Below are 13,227 nucleotides of genomic sequence, written 5' to 3'. Positions count from 1 at the left end.
GGAATCCTCGGACACGACAAGCGTGTCACGGGGTCAATCAATTGGCACTGGCTTAACAAGCACCCTGTTGAGTTCTCAAACAACCAACACACACCTTGAAACCGCCTCTTTGTGGAGGCGCTCTCTCGGGGCCTTCAATACTGTAGAACCACTCGGTCGATTTCGCCAAATCGCGATTCCCAGGGGATTCGCTAGCATCGCCCGAACACAGCCGCGCTGACGCTCACCCTCAGGTGAGTGAAGTTGCGGCTGGCCTCGCACACCGGCCGATGGTCGCTGAGCAACCCATCCGCCCGGCTCGTGCTGGCTGTGCAAACTTACTCTCCTGCCGCGGCACTGTCAACAACCGCCGAGGACCCTCCGCATCGCAATGAGGATCTCCGCAGGTGGGAAGCGTTCCAAGGCGAGCCGCTCGGCCCGCGCGAGGGTGACGGCGAGCCGGTCCGCGGGCGCGGTCCGGACGAGGGCGAGCAGCCATGCTTCGAGCAGCGTCCCGTCCGCCGGCAGCTCCAGATCCTCGGGCGCGGGCGCCGGCGGCACCGCCGATGTGGGCAGCGGCACACCCTCGGAGGCGTACGGCGCGGGCGGCACCCCCACCCGGAAGGCGTGCACGCACGTCGGCACACCCGTGGCCGCCGCCACCCGGAACCCGAGCTCCGGCGAGAACGGGATCGCCGGCGAGGGGCGCGGTGCCACGTCGAAGGCACCCAGCGGCAGGCGCTGCCCCGGGCAGGCGACGCAGGTCTCGTCCCGCAGCTCCTCAGGCGACAGCATCACGAAAGGCACCACGCCACCGGAAGCGCACTCGTCAGGCCGCGGCAGCGCGGGGTCGCAGCGGGTCGAACAGCCCGATCGGGTGATCCGTCCGGCCGGTCAGCGCCAGATCCGCCAGGATCTCCCCGACCACCGGAACGAACTTGAACCCGTGCCCCGAGAAGCCGCACGCCACAGTGACCCGGTCGTGCGCCGGATGCCGCCCGATCACGAAGTGGGTGTCGGGAGAGTTGGTGTACATGCAGGTCTTGCCGCGCAGGAAGCGGCCCGCCGCACCGGGCACCCGGTCGGCGAGGTGCGCGGCGACCGCGGCGATCTCCCCGGGGCGGATCGAACGGTCGATGGTCTCGGGCGTGGTCACCTCGCCGCCGCGGAAGAACGCGACCTTGATCCCGCCCTCGGGGCCGTCCAGCGCGGGGAAGCCGTAGACCTGCGTGCTGGGTGGGCCCTCCCAGATGAAGATCGGCTGGCGGTCCGGCTGGTACGCCTCGACCCCGCCGGCCGGCTGGAACCAGTACTGGGCCTGCCGCTCCACGCTGAAGGGCACGCCCAGGTCGGCGAGGAGGTCGGGCGCCCACGGACCGGGACAGATCACCAGCTCGCCGGCGGTGTAGGTGCCCCGCGCCGAACGGACCGTGACGCCGCCGGGGCCGGACGTCCACGACAGCGCCGGCTCCTCGAAGCGCAGCGTCGCGCCGCTCGACGCGGCCAGGTCGAGGTTGGCGCGGACCGTCTCCTCGGGGCGCACGAGTCCGGCCTTGCGCTCGTACAGGCCGATCTCGTGCGGCTGCGGGGCCAGGTTGGGAAACCGGCGGCGGATCTCGGCGGCATCGAGGATCTCGTGCGGCAGCCCCCACTGCTCGGAGCTGCGCCGGCTGCCCGCGACGGTGAGGCTGTCGGGCGGGCCGAGCATCAGCCCGCCGCACAGGTCCATCAGGTCGCGCCCGGAGTCGCGCTCGAGGGCCTCCCACAGCTCGTACGCCCGCAGCAGCAGCGGCACATACGCGGGGTCCTCGAAGTAGGACTGGCGGGTGATACGCGACCCGCCGTGGCTGGCGCCCAGGTCGTGGGCGGGTCCATGGCGCTCCAGCCCGAGCACCCGTTGCCCTCGGGCAGCGAGATGGTAGGCGGCCGAGCTGCCCATCCCGCCGAGCCCGAGCACGATCACGTCAAACGTTTCCACTGCCCGCCACTGTAGGGGCTACCGGCTGTAGAACTCCACGATGAGCTGCTCGTCGCAGATGACCGGGACCTCGCTGCGCAGCGGCAGGCGGCTCAGCCGGGCGGTGAGCCCGGACACGTCGACGCTCAGGTACGGCGCCGTGCGCTCCCCCACGTGCGCGCCCGCCGCGGCGACGACGAACGGGGTCTTCTGCCGGCTGCGCTCGGCGACCTCGATCACGTCCCCCGGGCGCAGCCGTGCCGACGGCCGGTCGACCCGGTGGCCGTTCACGGTCAGGTGCTGGTGGGTGACGACCTGCCGGGCCTGGTAGATGGTCCGGGCGAAGCCGGCCCGCAGCACCAGCGCGTCGAGCCGGGTCTCCAGGTCGACGATGAGCTCCTCGCCGGTCTTGCCCGGGCGGCGCACCGCGCGGTCGAAGGCGTCCCGCAGCTGGCTCTCGCGGAGGTTGTACTGCGCCTTCAGCCGCTGCTTCTCCAGCAGCCGGACCTTGTAGTCGCTGTGCTTCGGGCGGGCCCGGCCGTGCTGGCCGGGCGGGAAGGGCCGGCGCTCGAAGTACTTCACGCACTTGGGGGTCAGCGGCATGCCGAGCGCCCGGGACAGCCGAACCTTCGGCCGAGACTGGTTCATTCGTCACCTCTCCACTAAGGTAAGCCTAACCTTAGGAGGCCGTCTTGTCCGGGATCAAGCTCCCCACCGCCGCGGAACGGCTCCGCACGCTGCTGGCTGCCGCGTCGTCCCTGACGCTGCACGTCCCCGGTCACCGCTGCGACCTCATCGGCCGCCACCACGTCGACGAGGCGGGGCGGGTGGTCGTCGAGCTGCCCGCGGACAGCCACGTCGCACTGCTCGTCGAGGTCGAGGCCGACCTGGGCGCCGTCATCGAGATCACCGACGTCGCGCCGACGCCGGTGCGCTCGGCCGGCGGCCGGATCCGCTCCCGGGCGACGTTCTCCGGCTGGCTCCAGCCCTCGGGCCGCCGCGACGGCGACCTCCGGGCGGTCCTCGAGCTCGCCTCCGCCACCCTGCTCGACCCGGTCCTCGGCGAGGTCGAGGTGGAGGCGGACGCGTTCGCCGCGGCCCGCCCCGATCCGCTGGCCAGGGAGGAGGCCGACCTGCTGTGCCACCTCACCGGCGCCCACCCCGAGGCGATCGAGCACCTGTCCCGGCTCATCGCACCGCACCACCTGCACGGCGTACACCGGGTCGTGCCCGTCCGGATGGACCGCTTCGGCGTGGTGCTGCGCCTGGAGTTCGCCGCCCGCCACCGTGACGTGCAGCTGCCCTTCAGCGCGCCGCTGCGCACCGCCGCCGACGCCGCGCCCCGCATGCACGAGCTGCTCGCCCGCGGCCGCTGCTGCCGGCACAACCACTCCGGGCACTGAGCCGATCAGGGCACCGAGCCGATACCATCTAGAGATTTACATCTCTAGATGGAGGAGTCATGCGCCGGACACTTCTCGGCGTCCTCGTGGCAGCGGCGATCCTGCTGCCCGCGACGGACGCGGCGGCCGCGTCGGGCACGGCGACCGCCGCACCCGTGCAGGCCTTCGCGGCGACCCCCGGCACGGCCTGGTGGGACGACGGCCGGCTGACCGTCAGCATCGACGACTCGGTCCGCCCGGCGCTCGCCGCCGGACTGACCCGAGCCGTGATCAGGGCCGGCGGCACGGTGCTCCATGAGCCGGGCACGCTGGCGCCGCACATCGCGGGCGGTGACACGTTCAACGCCGGCGCGCTCGGCGGGCGGTGCCTGATCGGCTTCAACGCCAGGGCCGGCGCGACGTACTACTTCCTGGCCGCCGCGCACTGCGTCCCGGCGGTCGGCGCCACCGTCTACGCGGGCACCGGCACCGGCACCGTCCTGGGCGTCGTCGCCGCGCGCGACCTGAGCTACGACTCCGCGCTCGTGCGGTACACCAACACCACGATCGCCAAGCCCAGCGCGGTCGACCTGTACGCCGGCGGGCTGCAGCCGATCACCTCGTTCGGCTCCGGCACGGTGGGCCAGGCGGTGCGCCGCACCGGCCCCAACGGCGTGCGCAGCGGAACGATCACGTCGCTCAACGTCACAATCAACTATGCCGGCGGCACCCTGTACAACATGATCCGCACCACCGTGTGCAGCGAACCCGGCGAGAGCGGCGGCCCCCTCTTCGCCGGCACCGTCGGCATCGGGATCAACTGGGGCGGCAGCGGCAACTGCGCCTCCGGTGGCGCCTCCTACTACTCGTCGGTCCGCCGGGCGGCGACCACGTACGGCGTGGCCCCCTACTGACTGGGTGGACCATGGCGCGCCGCCGGTCCCCGTGCCACGTTTGGAGCGAACGGATTTCGATCTACGAATAGGGGAAGCGGATGCAGCTCGGCGTGCAGTTGCCCACCGGCGGCGCCCTCGCGGGGCCGGCGAACATCGCGCGGGTCGCGAAGGAGGCCGAACGCCTCGGGTACCACTCCGTGTGGACCTACGAGCGGCTGCTGCGGCCGATGGCCGAGATCTCGATGTTCGGCGCGCCGCCGGCCCGCATCCCCGAGACGTACCGGCTGACCTACGAACCCCTCGAGACGCTGAGCTACGTGGCCGGCATGACCGACACCATCAGGCTCGGCACGAGCGTCATCGACGCCCTGCTGCACCCGCCGATCGTGCTCGCCCGCCGCTTCGCCACCCTCGACCAGTTCAGCGGCGGGCGGGTCGTCGCCGGCCTCGGCCAGGGGTGGATGCCGCAGGAGTTCGAGGCGGCCAACGTTCCGATGAAGCGGATGGGCGCCGGCATGGACGAGGTCGTGGCGGCGATGCGCGCCTGCTGGGGGCCCGACCCGACGCAGTACGAGGGCCGCTTCTACCGCATCGAGGCGGCGGAGGTGAACCCGAAGCCGGTCCAGCAGCCGATCCCGATCCTGTTCGGCTCGACCACGCCGGCCGGCATCGCGCGGGCGGCCCGCATCGCCGACGGGCTCAACCCGATCGCGTTCTCCGCCGAGCAGCTGGCCGGGACGGCGGCCACGTTCCGCCGGCTCGCCGCGGAGGCCGGCCGGGACGCCGCGGCGCTCGCCGTCGTCGCCCGGGCGAACGTACCCCTCACCGACGAGCCGATGGGTGAGGGCCGGCCGTTCCTCGGCGGCGCGCCCGAGCAGATCGCCGTGGACATCGCCGGCCTGGAGGGCAGCGGCGTCGACACGGTGCTGGTCGCCAGCATCCGGCAGACCGACATCGACCTGGAGCTGCGCCTGCTGGACCGGCTGCAGTCGGCGGTGGCCAAGCTTGCCTGATCCCGGGCCGGCCGGCGCCGGGCGGTCTCACCGCTCCAGCACCGGCACCAGCCTGGCCGGCGGCGTCGAGCGGCGGCTCCACTCCCGCGGGTAGCCGACCGACACCTCCTGGTGCCGCACGCCGTCCTGCCAGGTGGTGCGCGGGATGTGGAGGTGGCCGTACACGACCTCGCGGGCCCGGAACCGGGTCGGCCAGCCGGCGGTCAGGTCGGTGCCGCACCACAGCGCGAACTCCGGGTAGCGCAGCACGTCCGTGGGGTGGCGCACCAGCGGGAAGTGGTTGACCAGCACGGTCGGCAGCTCCTGCGCGGCGGCCTGCAGCCGCGGCTCGGTCAGCTCGACCCTGGCCCGGCACCACGCGGCGCGGCTCTCGTACGGGTCGAAGTGCAGCAGCACCTCGTCGGTGCCGACAATCCCGGCGGCCTGCGCGGTCGCCAGGGCCTCCGCGGTGCTCGACGTGCCCGCCGGCCACCACGAGTAGTCGTAGAGCACGAACAGCGGCGCGATGATCACCGGCCCGCCGGGGCCGTCCCACACCGGGTACGGATCCTCGGGCGTGACGACGCCGATGTTGCGGCACGCCGCGACGAGCCGCTGGTAGCGCTCCTCGCCGCGGGACTGGTCGGGGTCGTCGCGGGTCGTCCACAGCTCGTGGTTGCCGGGCACCCAGATCAGGTTCGCGAAGCGCTCCCGCAGCGTCCGCAGCGCCCACATGACGTCGGCGACCTTCTCCCCGACGTCGCCGGCGACGATCAGCCAGTCGCCGTCGTGCGTCGGCTTCAGCTGCTCGACGATCTCCCTGTTCTCTTGGTACGACACATGCAGATCACTGATCGCCAGCAGTCGTCCGGTCACGATTTGACCTTAACCGCTGCCATCGCCGGACGCCGATCCGGCGGGCGGTGCCCCGGCACGGCGGCGGGGCCGCACCCCACGGTGCGGCCCCGCTGCCAGGCGCCCGCTCAGCCGACGGTGGGGATCGGCACCACCGTGTCGGTCGGGATGGGCACCGGGACGCTCGCGCACGACGGCGTCGCGCCGGGCACCGGCGTGGTGCCGTCGCTGGGCGTCGCGATCGGCGTCGAGCCGTTCATCCCCGGCGGGATGATGATCGCCGGTCCGGTGCCGGACGGCACGGCGCCGGTCGGGCCGGGCACCACGGTCGTGGGTGTTGCCGCGGCGCTGACCCCCGGCTGGCCCGGCTCGCCGGTCGGGGGTATCGGGCCGCCCGGGTACCCGGGCGCGGCGGGGTCGGTCGTCGTGCCGAGCCCGCCGGGCAGGCCGGGGTCGACGGTCCCGCCCGGGCCGGTCGTGCCGCCGGTGCCACCGGGCAGGCCGGGATCCACCGTGCCACCGGCGCCGGGGCCGGTCGTGCCACCCATGCCACCGGGCAGGCCGGGATCCACAGTGCCGCCAGAGCCACCGGGGAGGCCGGGATCCGTCGTGCCGCCCGGCAGACCCGGGTCGGCGGTGCCGCCGGGCACCGGGCTGCCGAAGGGATCCGTGCCGAAGGGGTCGGTGCTGCCCGGCGCCGGGCTGCCGAAGGGGCCGGCCGATGCGCCGGGGTCGGTCGAGCACGGGTCCGGGGTCGAGTACGGGCCCGCGCCCATGGACGGATCGGGTGGCACCGCGGTGCTCGGGTCACCCACCGGCGGCATGGTCTCCGCGACCCGGGCCGTGGCGTCACCCCCCGTGGTGTGCGCGCCCGCCGCCTGCACGATCCCGCCGGTCAGCACGACGAGGAACCCCGCCGCCCCGACCACGACCGGAGTCTTGAGCCGGCCACCTTTCAGACGCTGCTGCCGTGACTGAGCCATCTCGTAGAAACCCCCGTTGGTCTCGCCCTCACGTGATCTTCACTGTGAGTATTTGACCAACTACACACCGCTCAAACGCCAGATGGCAATCTCGTTGCGCCCCGCCCGCGCCGCTGTCACGCATCGAACGTCGTAACAATAATGTGCCAACGATGTCAGCGCCGTTGACCTGCTTCTAATGATGCCCATAGTTTTCACATCCTTTGATTGATGGAGGCACTATGAGGACAGCTACAGGCGGACGGGCGCTCGTCGCGGCCGCGCTGCTGGCAGGCGTCGCCGCGACCCCCCTCGCCGCGGCCGCGCCGGCGTTCGCCGTCACGAACCCCGCCGGCTACGTCAACACGCTCGTCGGCACCAACGGCGGCGAGACCTTCCCGGGCGCCGACACGCCGTACGGGATGGTGCAGTGGAGCCCGGAGAACACCGCCGGGACCAGCTTCGACACGGTGCGCCAGCGCGCCACCGACGCCTGGAACACCGAGCTCGGCCGCATCGACGTCGGCGGCGGCACGACCGCGCAGCTGCAGACGTTCTACACCGCGCTGTACCACGCGCTGCTGCACCCGAACGTGTTCAGCGACGTCAACGGCCAGTACATGGGCATGGACCAGCAGGTGCACACGGCGGCGGCCGGGCACGCGCAGTATGCCAACTTCTCCGGCTGGGACGTGTACCGCGGGCAGGTCCAGCTGGTGACCCTGCTGCGCCCGGACGTCGGCGCGGACATCGCGCAGTCGCTGCTCAACCAGGCCAACCAGAACGGCGGCGTCTGGGACCGCTGGACCCACAACCAGGGCGGCACGCACGTGATGACCGGCGACCCGGCGCACGCGGCCGTGCCGAGCATCTACGCGTTCGGCGGCACCGGCTTCGACGCGGCCGGCGCGCTCAGCTCGATGGCGCACGCCGCGACCACCGTCACCGCGGCGGACCTGAGCCGCGACGGCTGGAACGTGATGGTCGTCGGCGAGCGGCCGTCGCTGGACAAGTGGCTGTCCATCAACTACATCCCGGCCAACGGCAACGCGTGGGGCGGCGCCGGGGAGACCCTTGAGGACGCGGTCGCCGACTTCGGCGTCTCGCAGCTGGCCCAGCGGCTCGGCGGCACCGCCACCGCGCAGCAGTTCCTGGCCCGGGCGCAGTACTGGAAGAACGTCTACAACCCCGGCAACGGCGGCTACATCCAGGACCGCAACGAGAACGGCAGCTGGCCGTCGTTCAACCCCGCCAGCTCGGCAGGGTTTGCGGAGGGCAGCGCCGCGCAGTACACCTGGATGGTCCCGCACAACGTGCGCGGCCTCTTCGACCGAATGGGCGGCAACGCCACCGCCGTGAGCCGGCTCGACGCGTTCTTCCACAACAGCGACGGCAGCTGGGCCCTGACGAACGCCGGCGGCACCAAGTCCGAGATGGACAACGAGCCGTCGATCTGGGTGCCGTGGCTCTACAACTTCGCCGGCCGCCCCGACAAGGCGCAGCAGACGATCCGCCAGGTCCTCACCGCGCTGTGGGCGCCGACGCCGTCGGGCATCCCCGGCCAGGACGACCTCGGGGCGATGTCCGCCTGGTACGTGTGGTCCGCCATGGGCCTGCACCCGCTGACCCCGGGCCGGGCCGAGCTGCTGCTGTCGGCACCGCTGTTCCCGCAGGTCACCGTCAACCGGGGCAACGGCAGGACGATCAGCATCACCGCACCCGGCGCCGCCACCTACGTGCAGAGCCTCACCGTCAACGGCGCCGCGTCCAACCGGGCGTGGCTGCCGGAGTCGTTCGTCGCCAACGGCGGCGCCCTGGCGTTCACGGTCGGGACCACCGCCAACCCGTCGTGGGGCAGCGCCGCCGCCGATGCGCCGCCGTCCTTCGACACGTCGGCGCCGTCGCCGAACCTCGCGCTGAACCGGCCCGCCACCGGGTCCGCCGCCTGCAACGCCAACGAGGGCCCCGCCAAGGCCGTCAACGGCAGCGTCTCCGGCGGCGCCAGCGACAAGTTCTGCTCGGCCGCCGCGACGAAGTCCCTGCAGGTCGACCTCGGCGCGGCCACCGCCGTCAAGTCCGTCACCCTGCGCCACGCCGGCGCGGGCGGGGAGAGCCCGTCGTGGAACACCCGCGACTTCGACCTGCAGGTCTCCACCGACGGCACCACCTGGACGACGGTCGCCCAGGTCCGCGGCAACACGGCGAGCGTCTCGTCGCACCCGTTCACCGCGACCGCCCGCTATGTCCGCGTCAACGTCCTGGCGGCCGAGCAGGGCTCCGGGGGCGCGACGCGGATCTATGAGTTCGAGGTGTACTGACAGCGCGGGGCCGTCCAGGCGACCGCGCAGGCCGCCGCGTACCGCGTCGCCGGCACCACGTTCACCGACACCTTCGACACGGCGCCCGCATGCGGTTCGAACGGCGCCGGCCCGATCATCGGCAACGGCTCCGGCCGCTGCATCGACATCCCCTCGGCGAACGCGGTCGACGGCAACCGGCTGCAGATCTGGGACTGCAACGGCACCGCCGCCCAGCAGTGGACCTTCAACGCCGACGGCTCGGTCGGCGCCATGGGCAAGTGCATGGACGTCTCCGGCGGCTCCACCGCCGACGGCGCGGTCGTGCAACTGTGGACCTGCAACGGCACCGGGGCCCAGAAGTTCACCCTGACCGCCGCCGGCGACCTGGTGAACCCGCAGTCCGGCAAGTGCGTCGACGTGCAGAACGTGGCCACCGCCAACGGCTCGAAGCTGCACATCTGGACCTGCAACGGGGCCAGCAACCAGAGGTGGCACAGGTAGCTCCGCCGCGCCGCGGCGGGTGCCGGGATCCGCGATCGGATCCCGGCACCGTCGCCGCGTCCGGCCGGTCAGGCGCGGCGGGCGGTCTCCGGGGTCAGGTTCATGTGACCCGTCACCCCGACCCTGATTCCCTCCGGCACCGCTTCAGCGTGCCAGGCCAGTCGTCGCGAGGTGGCCCTGGCTCCGGCGGCCGCGGGCGCCGAGCATGGGCAGCAGGAAGGGAGCCCACTGATGATCATCTCGGACGCGACGACCCTGCTGGCCCGCACCCCGGACGCGCTGTCGGCGCTGCTGCTCGGCCTGCCCGAGGAGTGGGTGCACCGCGACGACGGCGAGGGCACCTGGAGCGCGTACGCCATCGCCGGCCACCTCCTGCACGGCGACACCACCAACTGGCTGCCCCGCATCCGGCTGATCGTGGAGCACGGCACGGACCGCACGTTCGCGCCGTTCAACCGGGTCGCGATGCTCGACTGGGACCGCGAGCCGGTCCCGGCCCTGCTGGACCGCTTCCGCCTGGTCAGGTCACGCTCGCTGGAGGACCTCGGCGCGCTGGGCCTGACCCCGGCCGACCTGTCCCGGTCCGGCACCCACCCCGAGTTCGGCACGGTCACCCTCCAACAGGTCCTGGCCGCCTGGGTCGCGCACGACCTGACCCACCTGGCCCAGATCGGCGAGGTCCTGGCCGGCCGGTACCGCGACGAGGTCGGCCCGTACCGCCGCTACATGCCGGCGCTGGAGCGCTTCGCGCCCGCCGAATGACCCCTGCATGAGCCAGAATGGGGGGTCGACGACGGGAGGACCTCGGTGGCTCGCTTGAGCGCTGGACTGCTGCTCTACAGGAACACCGACCAGGGCGTCGAGGTCCTCGTCGGCCACATGGGCGGCCCGTTCTGGTCCCGCAAGGACGCCGGCGCCTGGTCGATCCCCAAGGGCGAGTACGACGAGCACGAGGAGCCGCAGGCCGCGGCCCTCCGCGAGTTCCAGGAGGAGCTCGGCGCCCCCGCCCCCGCCGGCACCCCGACCCCCCTCGGCGAGATCCGCCAGAGCGGCGGCAAGGTCGTGACGGTGTTCGCCCTGGAAGGCGACTTCGACCCGGAGACGGCGGTCAGCAACACCTTCGAGCTCGAGTGGCCCAAGGGCTCGGGCGTCATCAAGACGTTCCCTGAGCTGGACCGGGTCGCCTGGCTGTCGCTGGACGTCGCGAGGACGAAACTGGTGAAGGCCCAGGCCACCTTCCTCGACCGCCTCCAGGACTCCCTGACCCCGTGACCTGACTCAACGAGTTTGTCGTGGCCCGCTCGTCGCGGCCGCGACCGGCTCGCGTGTGATCTTGCCCGGTTGATCGAAGTCGTGCCGTGGTCGTCCGGACGACCAGCACGCGACTTGGATCATCACGGTGGTCCGGCCGGGTCTTGCAAGCCCGACCGGGCGGGCAGCTCAGGACGACTGGGCGGGCGGATCAGAAGAGGATCCGGCCGCAGAAGATCAGCAGCAGCACGACGATGACGGCCCCGGCGAAGATGCCCATCCCCTTGGTGAGGATCGTGGCTGCCTGCTCTTCCCGCTCGATCCGCGCGACGTCCTGTGCGGGCAGCTTCCTCGGCGCCGCCGGGCGCTCCACGGTCGGCGGCCGCCAGCCCCGCGGCGGCGGCGCGCTGCGCGGGGCGCCGGTGTAGGGCGCCGGCGCGGGCGAACTCGGGGCCGCCGGCGGTGGCGCCGCGGCTCCCTCCGCGGGCCGCTGCCAGAAGGCGTCGTCACTCACGCCACGAGCGTACCCACCGGGCGGGACCTCATCCCCCGCCCGGTGGCTTCGAGGTGGCTCAGCTCGTGCCGGTCAGTCGCTGTTGAGCAGGTCCGCGAGCGACATGGGGCGGGTGGCGTCGGGGTCGGCCGGTGCCAGCCGCATCGTCGGCTGCTCGTCCGCCGGCGGCTGTTCCGCGTCGGACCGGTGCTGGGGGGTGGTGTCAGGGTCGGGTTGTGTCATGCCGCCGAGTGTGACCTGTCGACGGAAGGGCGACTGTCGTCATTCGGCCAACTTCCGGCAAACTCGCCGGAGTACGCTCGTCGGCGTGGCAGGGACGAGCGGCTGGGCATCCGCCGATGAGCAGCGCGAAGTGAGTTTCGCGGACTTCACCGACGAGCTGGTCGTGTTGCCGGACACCACGACCGACGACACCGACGCGGGCTGGGGCGAGCGCAGCGCGAGCAACGACGACCGCCTGCTCGCCGACCGCCCGCCGCACTGGGACTAGGTCCGGACGCCGCTCACCGTCGTTTCGGGCAGAGACGCCCGCCGGGCGCGGCGAGTGCGGGCAGTCGCCGCGCCCGGCGTCAGGACTTCGCTGGTCAGGCGGCCGAGGAGGCCGACTTCGTGGAAGCGCCCGCCGAGGCGCCCGACGACGCGGCGGCGGCCGGCTTCGATGCGGTGGAGGACGAGCTCGACGAGCCTGAGTCCGACGACTTCGAGTCCGAGGACGACGAGGTCGACGAGGCGGCCGGCGTCGAGGACTTGGCCGTGGAGCGGGAGTCGGTGCGGTAGAAGCCCGAGCCCTTGAAGACCACGCCCACCGCCGAGAACTGCTTGCGCAGGCGGCCCTGGCACTGCGGGCACTCGGTCAGCGCGTCATCGGTGAACGACTGCACCGCCTCGAGCTGGTGGCCGCAAGCCGTGCAGGCGTACTGGTAGGTAGGCACCGTTCAGCCTCCATCATTGGCACTCAACCCTATCGAGTGCCAATAGTGCGGTATCGCACATCCTTTCGTCCAGTGGAGGTGGGCGGTCTCATACCCGGTGGTGGCACCGACGACGGCCGCGCAGACCCGCTGGTCGTGCGGGTCGGCGGGGATGGAGGGCAGCAGCTCGCCAGGGTGCAGCAGGGTGATCGTCGGTGCGGTGACCCGGGGCAGGACCCGGTCATAGGAGCCGCCGCCCTGCCCCAGCCGGGTGCCGTCCAACGCGATGGCGAGGGCCGGGACCAGCATCAGGTCGACCCGGCGGACCGCGTCGACGCCGAGGCGCGGGCCGGGCGGCTCGGACAGCCCGAGCGGCCCCGGGGCCAGGGTGCCGTCGTACCCGGCCCAGTCCAGGTCGCGCGACGGTAGCAGCACGGGCAGCAGCAGCCGCGGTACCGCCGCCGCCAGCGCGTCGACCAGGCCGGGGCCGCCCGGTTCGTAGGCCAGCGGCACGTACGCGGCGACCGTCCGCGCGCGCGATGCCCGTACAATCGCTAGAAACGCGGAAATGAGCGACCTATCCGACATATTGCGCTCGACAACCGGGAGGGCGCGGCGGGCGGACCGGATGTGCGATCGCAGCTCGGATTTCGGGGACACTGCAGACGACAAAGCTCAATTCCTCCTGATCTGTGACAGCATCGCAGAAACACAGCTACGGGAGGAC

18 protein-coding genes and 1 pseudogene are annotated in these 13,227 nt (G+C 72.4%); 9 read left to right on the top strand and 10 right to left on the bottom strand.

What is annotated here, in order from left to right; all coding sequences use genetic code 11:
- Positions 1-339 precede the first annotated feature (339 nt).
- The 3 genes from AB0H83_RS47115 to rpsD are packed head-to-tail and all read right to left on the bottom strand — an operon-like array spanning position 340 to position 2,584.
- Entirely contained in the window at positions 340-774 is a 435-nt protein-coding gene (locus tag AB0H83_RS47115) for a hypothetical protein (protein WP_360108897.1), read from the bottom strand.
- A gap of 34 nt (positions 775-808) precedes the next feature.
- The gene (gene solA / locus AB0H83_RS47110; RefSeq protein WP_360108882.1) at positions 809-1,957 is read right to left on the bottom strand and encodes an N-methyl-L-tryptophan oxidase; all 1,149 of its coding nucleotides are present in this window, start codon (positions 1,955-1,957) and stop codon (positions 809-811) included.
- A gap of 18 nt (positions 1,958-1,975) precedes the next feature.
- A complete protein-coding gene (rpsD, locus tag AB0H83_RS47105; RefSeq protein WP_360108879.1) occupies positions 1,976-2,584 on the bottom strand; it encodes a 30S ribosomal protein S4 in 609 nt (202 codons plus the stop codon).
- A gap of 44 nt (positions 2,585-2,628) precedes the next feature.
- Here rpsD and AB0H83_RS47100 point away from each other — a divergent pair, with 44 nt between their 5' ends.
- From AB0H83_RS47100 to AB0H83_RS47090, 3 genes are all read left to right on the top strand, one after another.
- A complete protein-coding gene (locus AB0H83_RS47100; protein WP_360108876.1) occupies positions 2,629-3,339 on the top strand; it encodes a DUF2470 domain-containing protein in 711 nt (236 codons plus the stop codon).
- Between the two features lie 59 nt (positions 3,340-3,398).
- Complete coding sequence (locus AB0H83_RS47095; RefSeq protein WP_360108873.1) at positions 3,399-4,232, top strand: S1 family peptidase; 834 nt, start codon at positions 3,399-3,401, stop codon at positions 4,230-4,232.
- 92 nt (positions 4,233-4,324) lie between these two features.
- Positions 4,325-5,227, top strand: a complete 903-nt coding sequence (locus AB0H83_RS47090) for a TIGR03619 family F420-dependent LLM class oxidoreductase (RefSeq protein WP_360108870.1) — start codon at positions 4,325-4,327, stop codon at positions 5,225-5,227.
- 27 nt (positions 5,228-5,254) lie between these two features.
- Here the strand turns inward: AB0H83_RS47090 and AB0H83_RS47085 are convergent, their stop codons facing one another.
- Positions 5,255-6,082: a metallophosphoesterase gene (locus tag AB0H83_RS47085; protein ID WP_360108867.1), complete on the bottom strand. Its 828-nt coding sequence runs from the start codon at positions 6,080-6,082 to the stop codon at positions 5,255-5,257.
- 107 nt (positions 6,083-6,189) lie between these two features.
- Positions 6,190-7,044: a hypothetical protein gene (locus tag AB0H83_RS47080; RefSeq protein ID WP_360108864.1), complete on the bottom strand. Its 855-nt coding sequence runs from the start codon at positions 7,042-7,044 to the stop codon at positions 6,190-6,192.
- Between the two features lie 221 nt (positions 7,045-7,265).
- Between AB0H83_RS47080 and AB0H83_RS47075 the strand changes: the two genes are divergently transcribed.
- On the top strand, positions 7,266-9,341 hold the full coding sequence (locus AB0H83_RS47075) for a GH92 family glycosyl hydrolase (RefSeq protein WP_360108861.1): 2,076 nt from the start codon (positions 7,266-7,268) through the stop codon (positions 9,339-9,341).
- Here the strand turns inward: AB0H83_RS47075 and AB0H83_RS47070 are convergent.
- The gene (locus AB0H83_RS47070) at positions 9,320-9,595 is read right to left on the bottom strand and encodes a hypothetical protein (protein WP_360108858.1); all 276 of its coding nucleotides are present in this window, start codon (positions 9,593-9,595) and stop codon (positions 9,320-9,322) included. The two genes, AB0H83_RS47075 and AB0H83_RS47070, sit on opposite strands and share 22 nt — an antisense overlap.
- Between AB0H83_RS47070 and AB0H83_RS47065 the strand changes: the two genes are divergently transcribed.
- From AB0H83_RS47065 to AB0H83_RS47055, 3 genes are all read left to right on the top strand, one after another.
- Positions 9,483-9,824, top strand: coding sequence for a ricin-type beta-trefoil lectin domain protein (locus AB0H83_RS47065; protein WP_360108894.1), 342 nt, complete (start codon positions 9,483-9,485; stop codon positions 9,822-9,824). The genes AB0H83_RS47070 and AB0H83_RS47065 overlap by 113 nt on opposite strands.
- Before the next feature lie 231 nt (positions 9,825-10,055).
- The gene (locus tag AB0H83_RS47060) at positions 10,056-10,586 is read left to right on the top strand and encodes a DinB family protein (RefSeq protein ID WP_360108855.1); all 531 of its coding nucleotides are present in this window, start codon (positions 10,056-10,058) and stop codon (positions 10,584-10,586) included.
- A 54-nt stretch (positions 10,587-10,640) separates the two neighbouring features.
- Positions 10,641-11,096 (top strand): NUDIX domain-containing protein, encoded by a 456-nt coding sequence (locus AB0H83_RS47055; RefSeq protein WP_360108852.1) that lies wholly within the window; start codon positions 10,641-10,643, stop codon positions 11,094-11,096.
- Between the two features lie 190 nt (positions 11,097-11,286).
- On the opposite strand, the gene AB0H83_RS47050 is transcribed toward AB0H83_RS47055, so the two are convergent.
- Positions 11,287-11,589, bottom strand: coding sequence for a translation initiation factor 2 (locus AB0H83_RS47050; protein ID WP_360108850.1), 303 nt, complete (start codon positions 11,587-11,589; stop codon positions 11,287-11,289).
- A gap of 72 nt (positions 11,590-11,661) precedes the next feature.
- Positions 11,662-11,811: a hypothetical protein gene (locus tag AB0H83_RS47045; RefSeq protein ID WP_360108847.1), complete on the bottom strand. Its 150-nt coding sequence runs from the start codon at positions 11,809-11,811 to the stop codon at positions 11,662-11,664.
- 85 nt (positions 11,812-11,896) lie between these two features.
- Here AB0H83_RS47045 and AB0H83_RS47040 point away from each other — a divergent pair, with 85 nt between their 5' ends.
- Positions 11,897-12,079, top strand: coding sequence for a hypothetical protein (locus tag AB0H83_RS47040; protein ID WP_360108902.1), 183 nt, complete (start codon positions 11,897-11,899; stop codon positions 12,077-12,079).
- Positions 12,080-12,198: 119 nt separating this feature from the next.
- Positions 12,199-12,366, top strand: a complete 168-nt coding sequence (locus tag AB0H83_RS47035; RefSeq protein WP_360108899.1) for a hypothetical protein — start codon at positions 12,199-12,201, stop codon at positions 12,364-12,366.
- A 14-nt stretch (positions 12,367-12,380) separates the two neighbouring features.
- On the opposite strand, the pseudogene AB0H83_RS47030 reads toward AB0H83_RS47035, so the two are convergent.
- Both AB0H83_RS47030 and AB0H83_RS47025 read right to left on the bottom strand, forming a co-directional pair.
- Positions 12,381-12,521 (bottom strand): annotated as a pseudogene (locus AB0H83_RS47030) (FmdB family zinc ribbon protein); the annotation flags it as partial.
- 3 nt (positions 12,522-12,524) lie between these two features.
- Complete coding sequence (locus AB0H83_RS47025; protein WP_360108891.1) at positions 12,525-13,160, bottom strand: 5-formyltetrahydrofolate cyclo-ligase; 636 nt, start codon at positions 13,158-13,160, stop codon at positions 12,525-12,527.
- Positions 13,161-13,227 lie beyond the last annotated feature (67 nt).

The organism is Dactylosporangium sp. NPDC050688 (assembly GCF_040654515.1).
Classification (GTDB): Bacteria; Actinomycetota; Actinomycetes; order Mycobacteriales; family Micromonosporaceae; genus Dactylosporangium.
The sequence above is the reverse complement of the archived record's forward strand: the minus strand, read 5'-3'. Positions and strand labels throughout refer to the sequence as shown.

Bases quoted from the DNA above. Each gene is read 5' to 3' on its own strand.
- AB0H83_RS47115 (WP_360108897.1), bottom strand. From the start codon at position 774: ATGCTGTCGCCTGAGGAGCTGCGGGACGAGACCTGCGTCGCCTGCCCG.
- rpsD (WP_360108879.1), bottom strand. From the start codon at position 2,584: ATGAACCAGTCTCGGCCGAAGGTTCGGCTGTCCCGGGCGCTCGGCATG.
- AB0H83_RS47075 (WP_360108861.1), top strand. From the start codon at position 7,266: ATGAGGACAGCTACAGGCGGACGGGCGCTCGTCGCGGCCGCGCTGCTG.
- AB0H83_RS47045 (WP_360108847.1), bottom strand. From the start codon at position 11,811: ATGACACAACCCGACCCTGACACCACCCCCCAGCACCGGTCCGACGCG.
- AB0H83_RS47070 (WP_360108858.1), bottom strand. From the start codon at position 9,595: ATGGCGCCGACCGAGCCGTCGGCGTTGAAGGTCCACTGCTGGGCGGCG.
- AB0H83_RS47095 (WP_360108873.1), top strand. From the start codon at position 3,399: ATGCGCCGGACACTTCTCGGCGTCCTCGTGGCAGCGGCGATCCTGCTG.
- AB0H83_RS47080 (WP_360108864.1), bottom strand. From the start codon at position 7,044: ATGGCTCAGTCACGGCAGCAGCGTCTGAAAGGTGGCCGGCTCAAGACT.
- AB0H83_RS47060 (WP_360108855.1), top strand. From the start codon at position 10,056: ATGATCATCTCGGACGCGACGACCCTGCTGGCCCGCACCCCGGACGCG.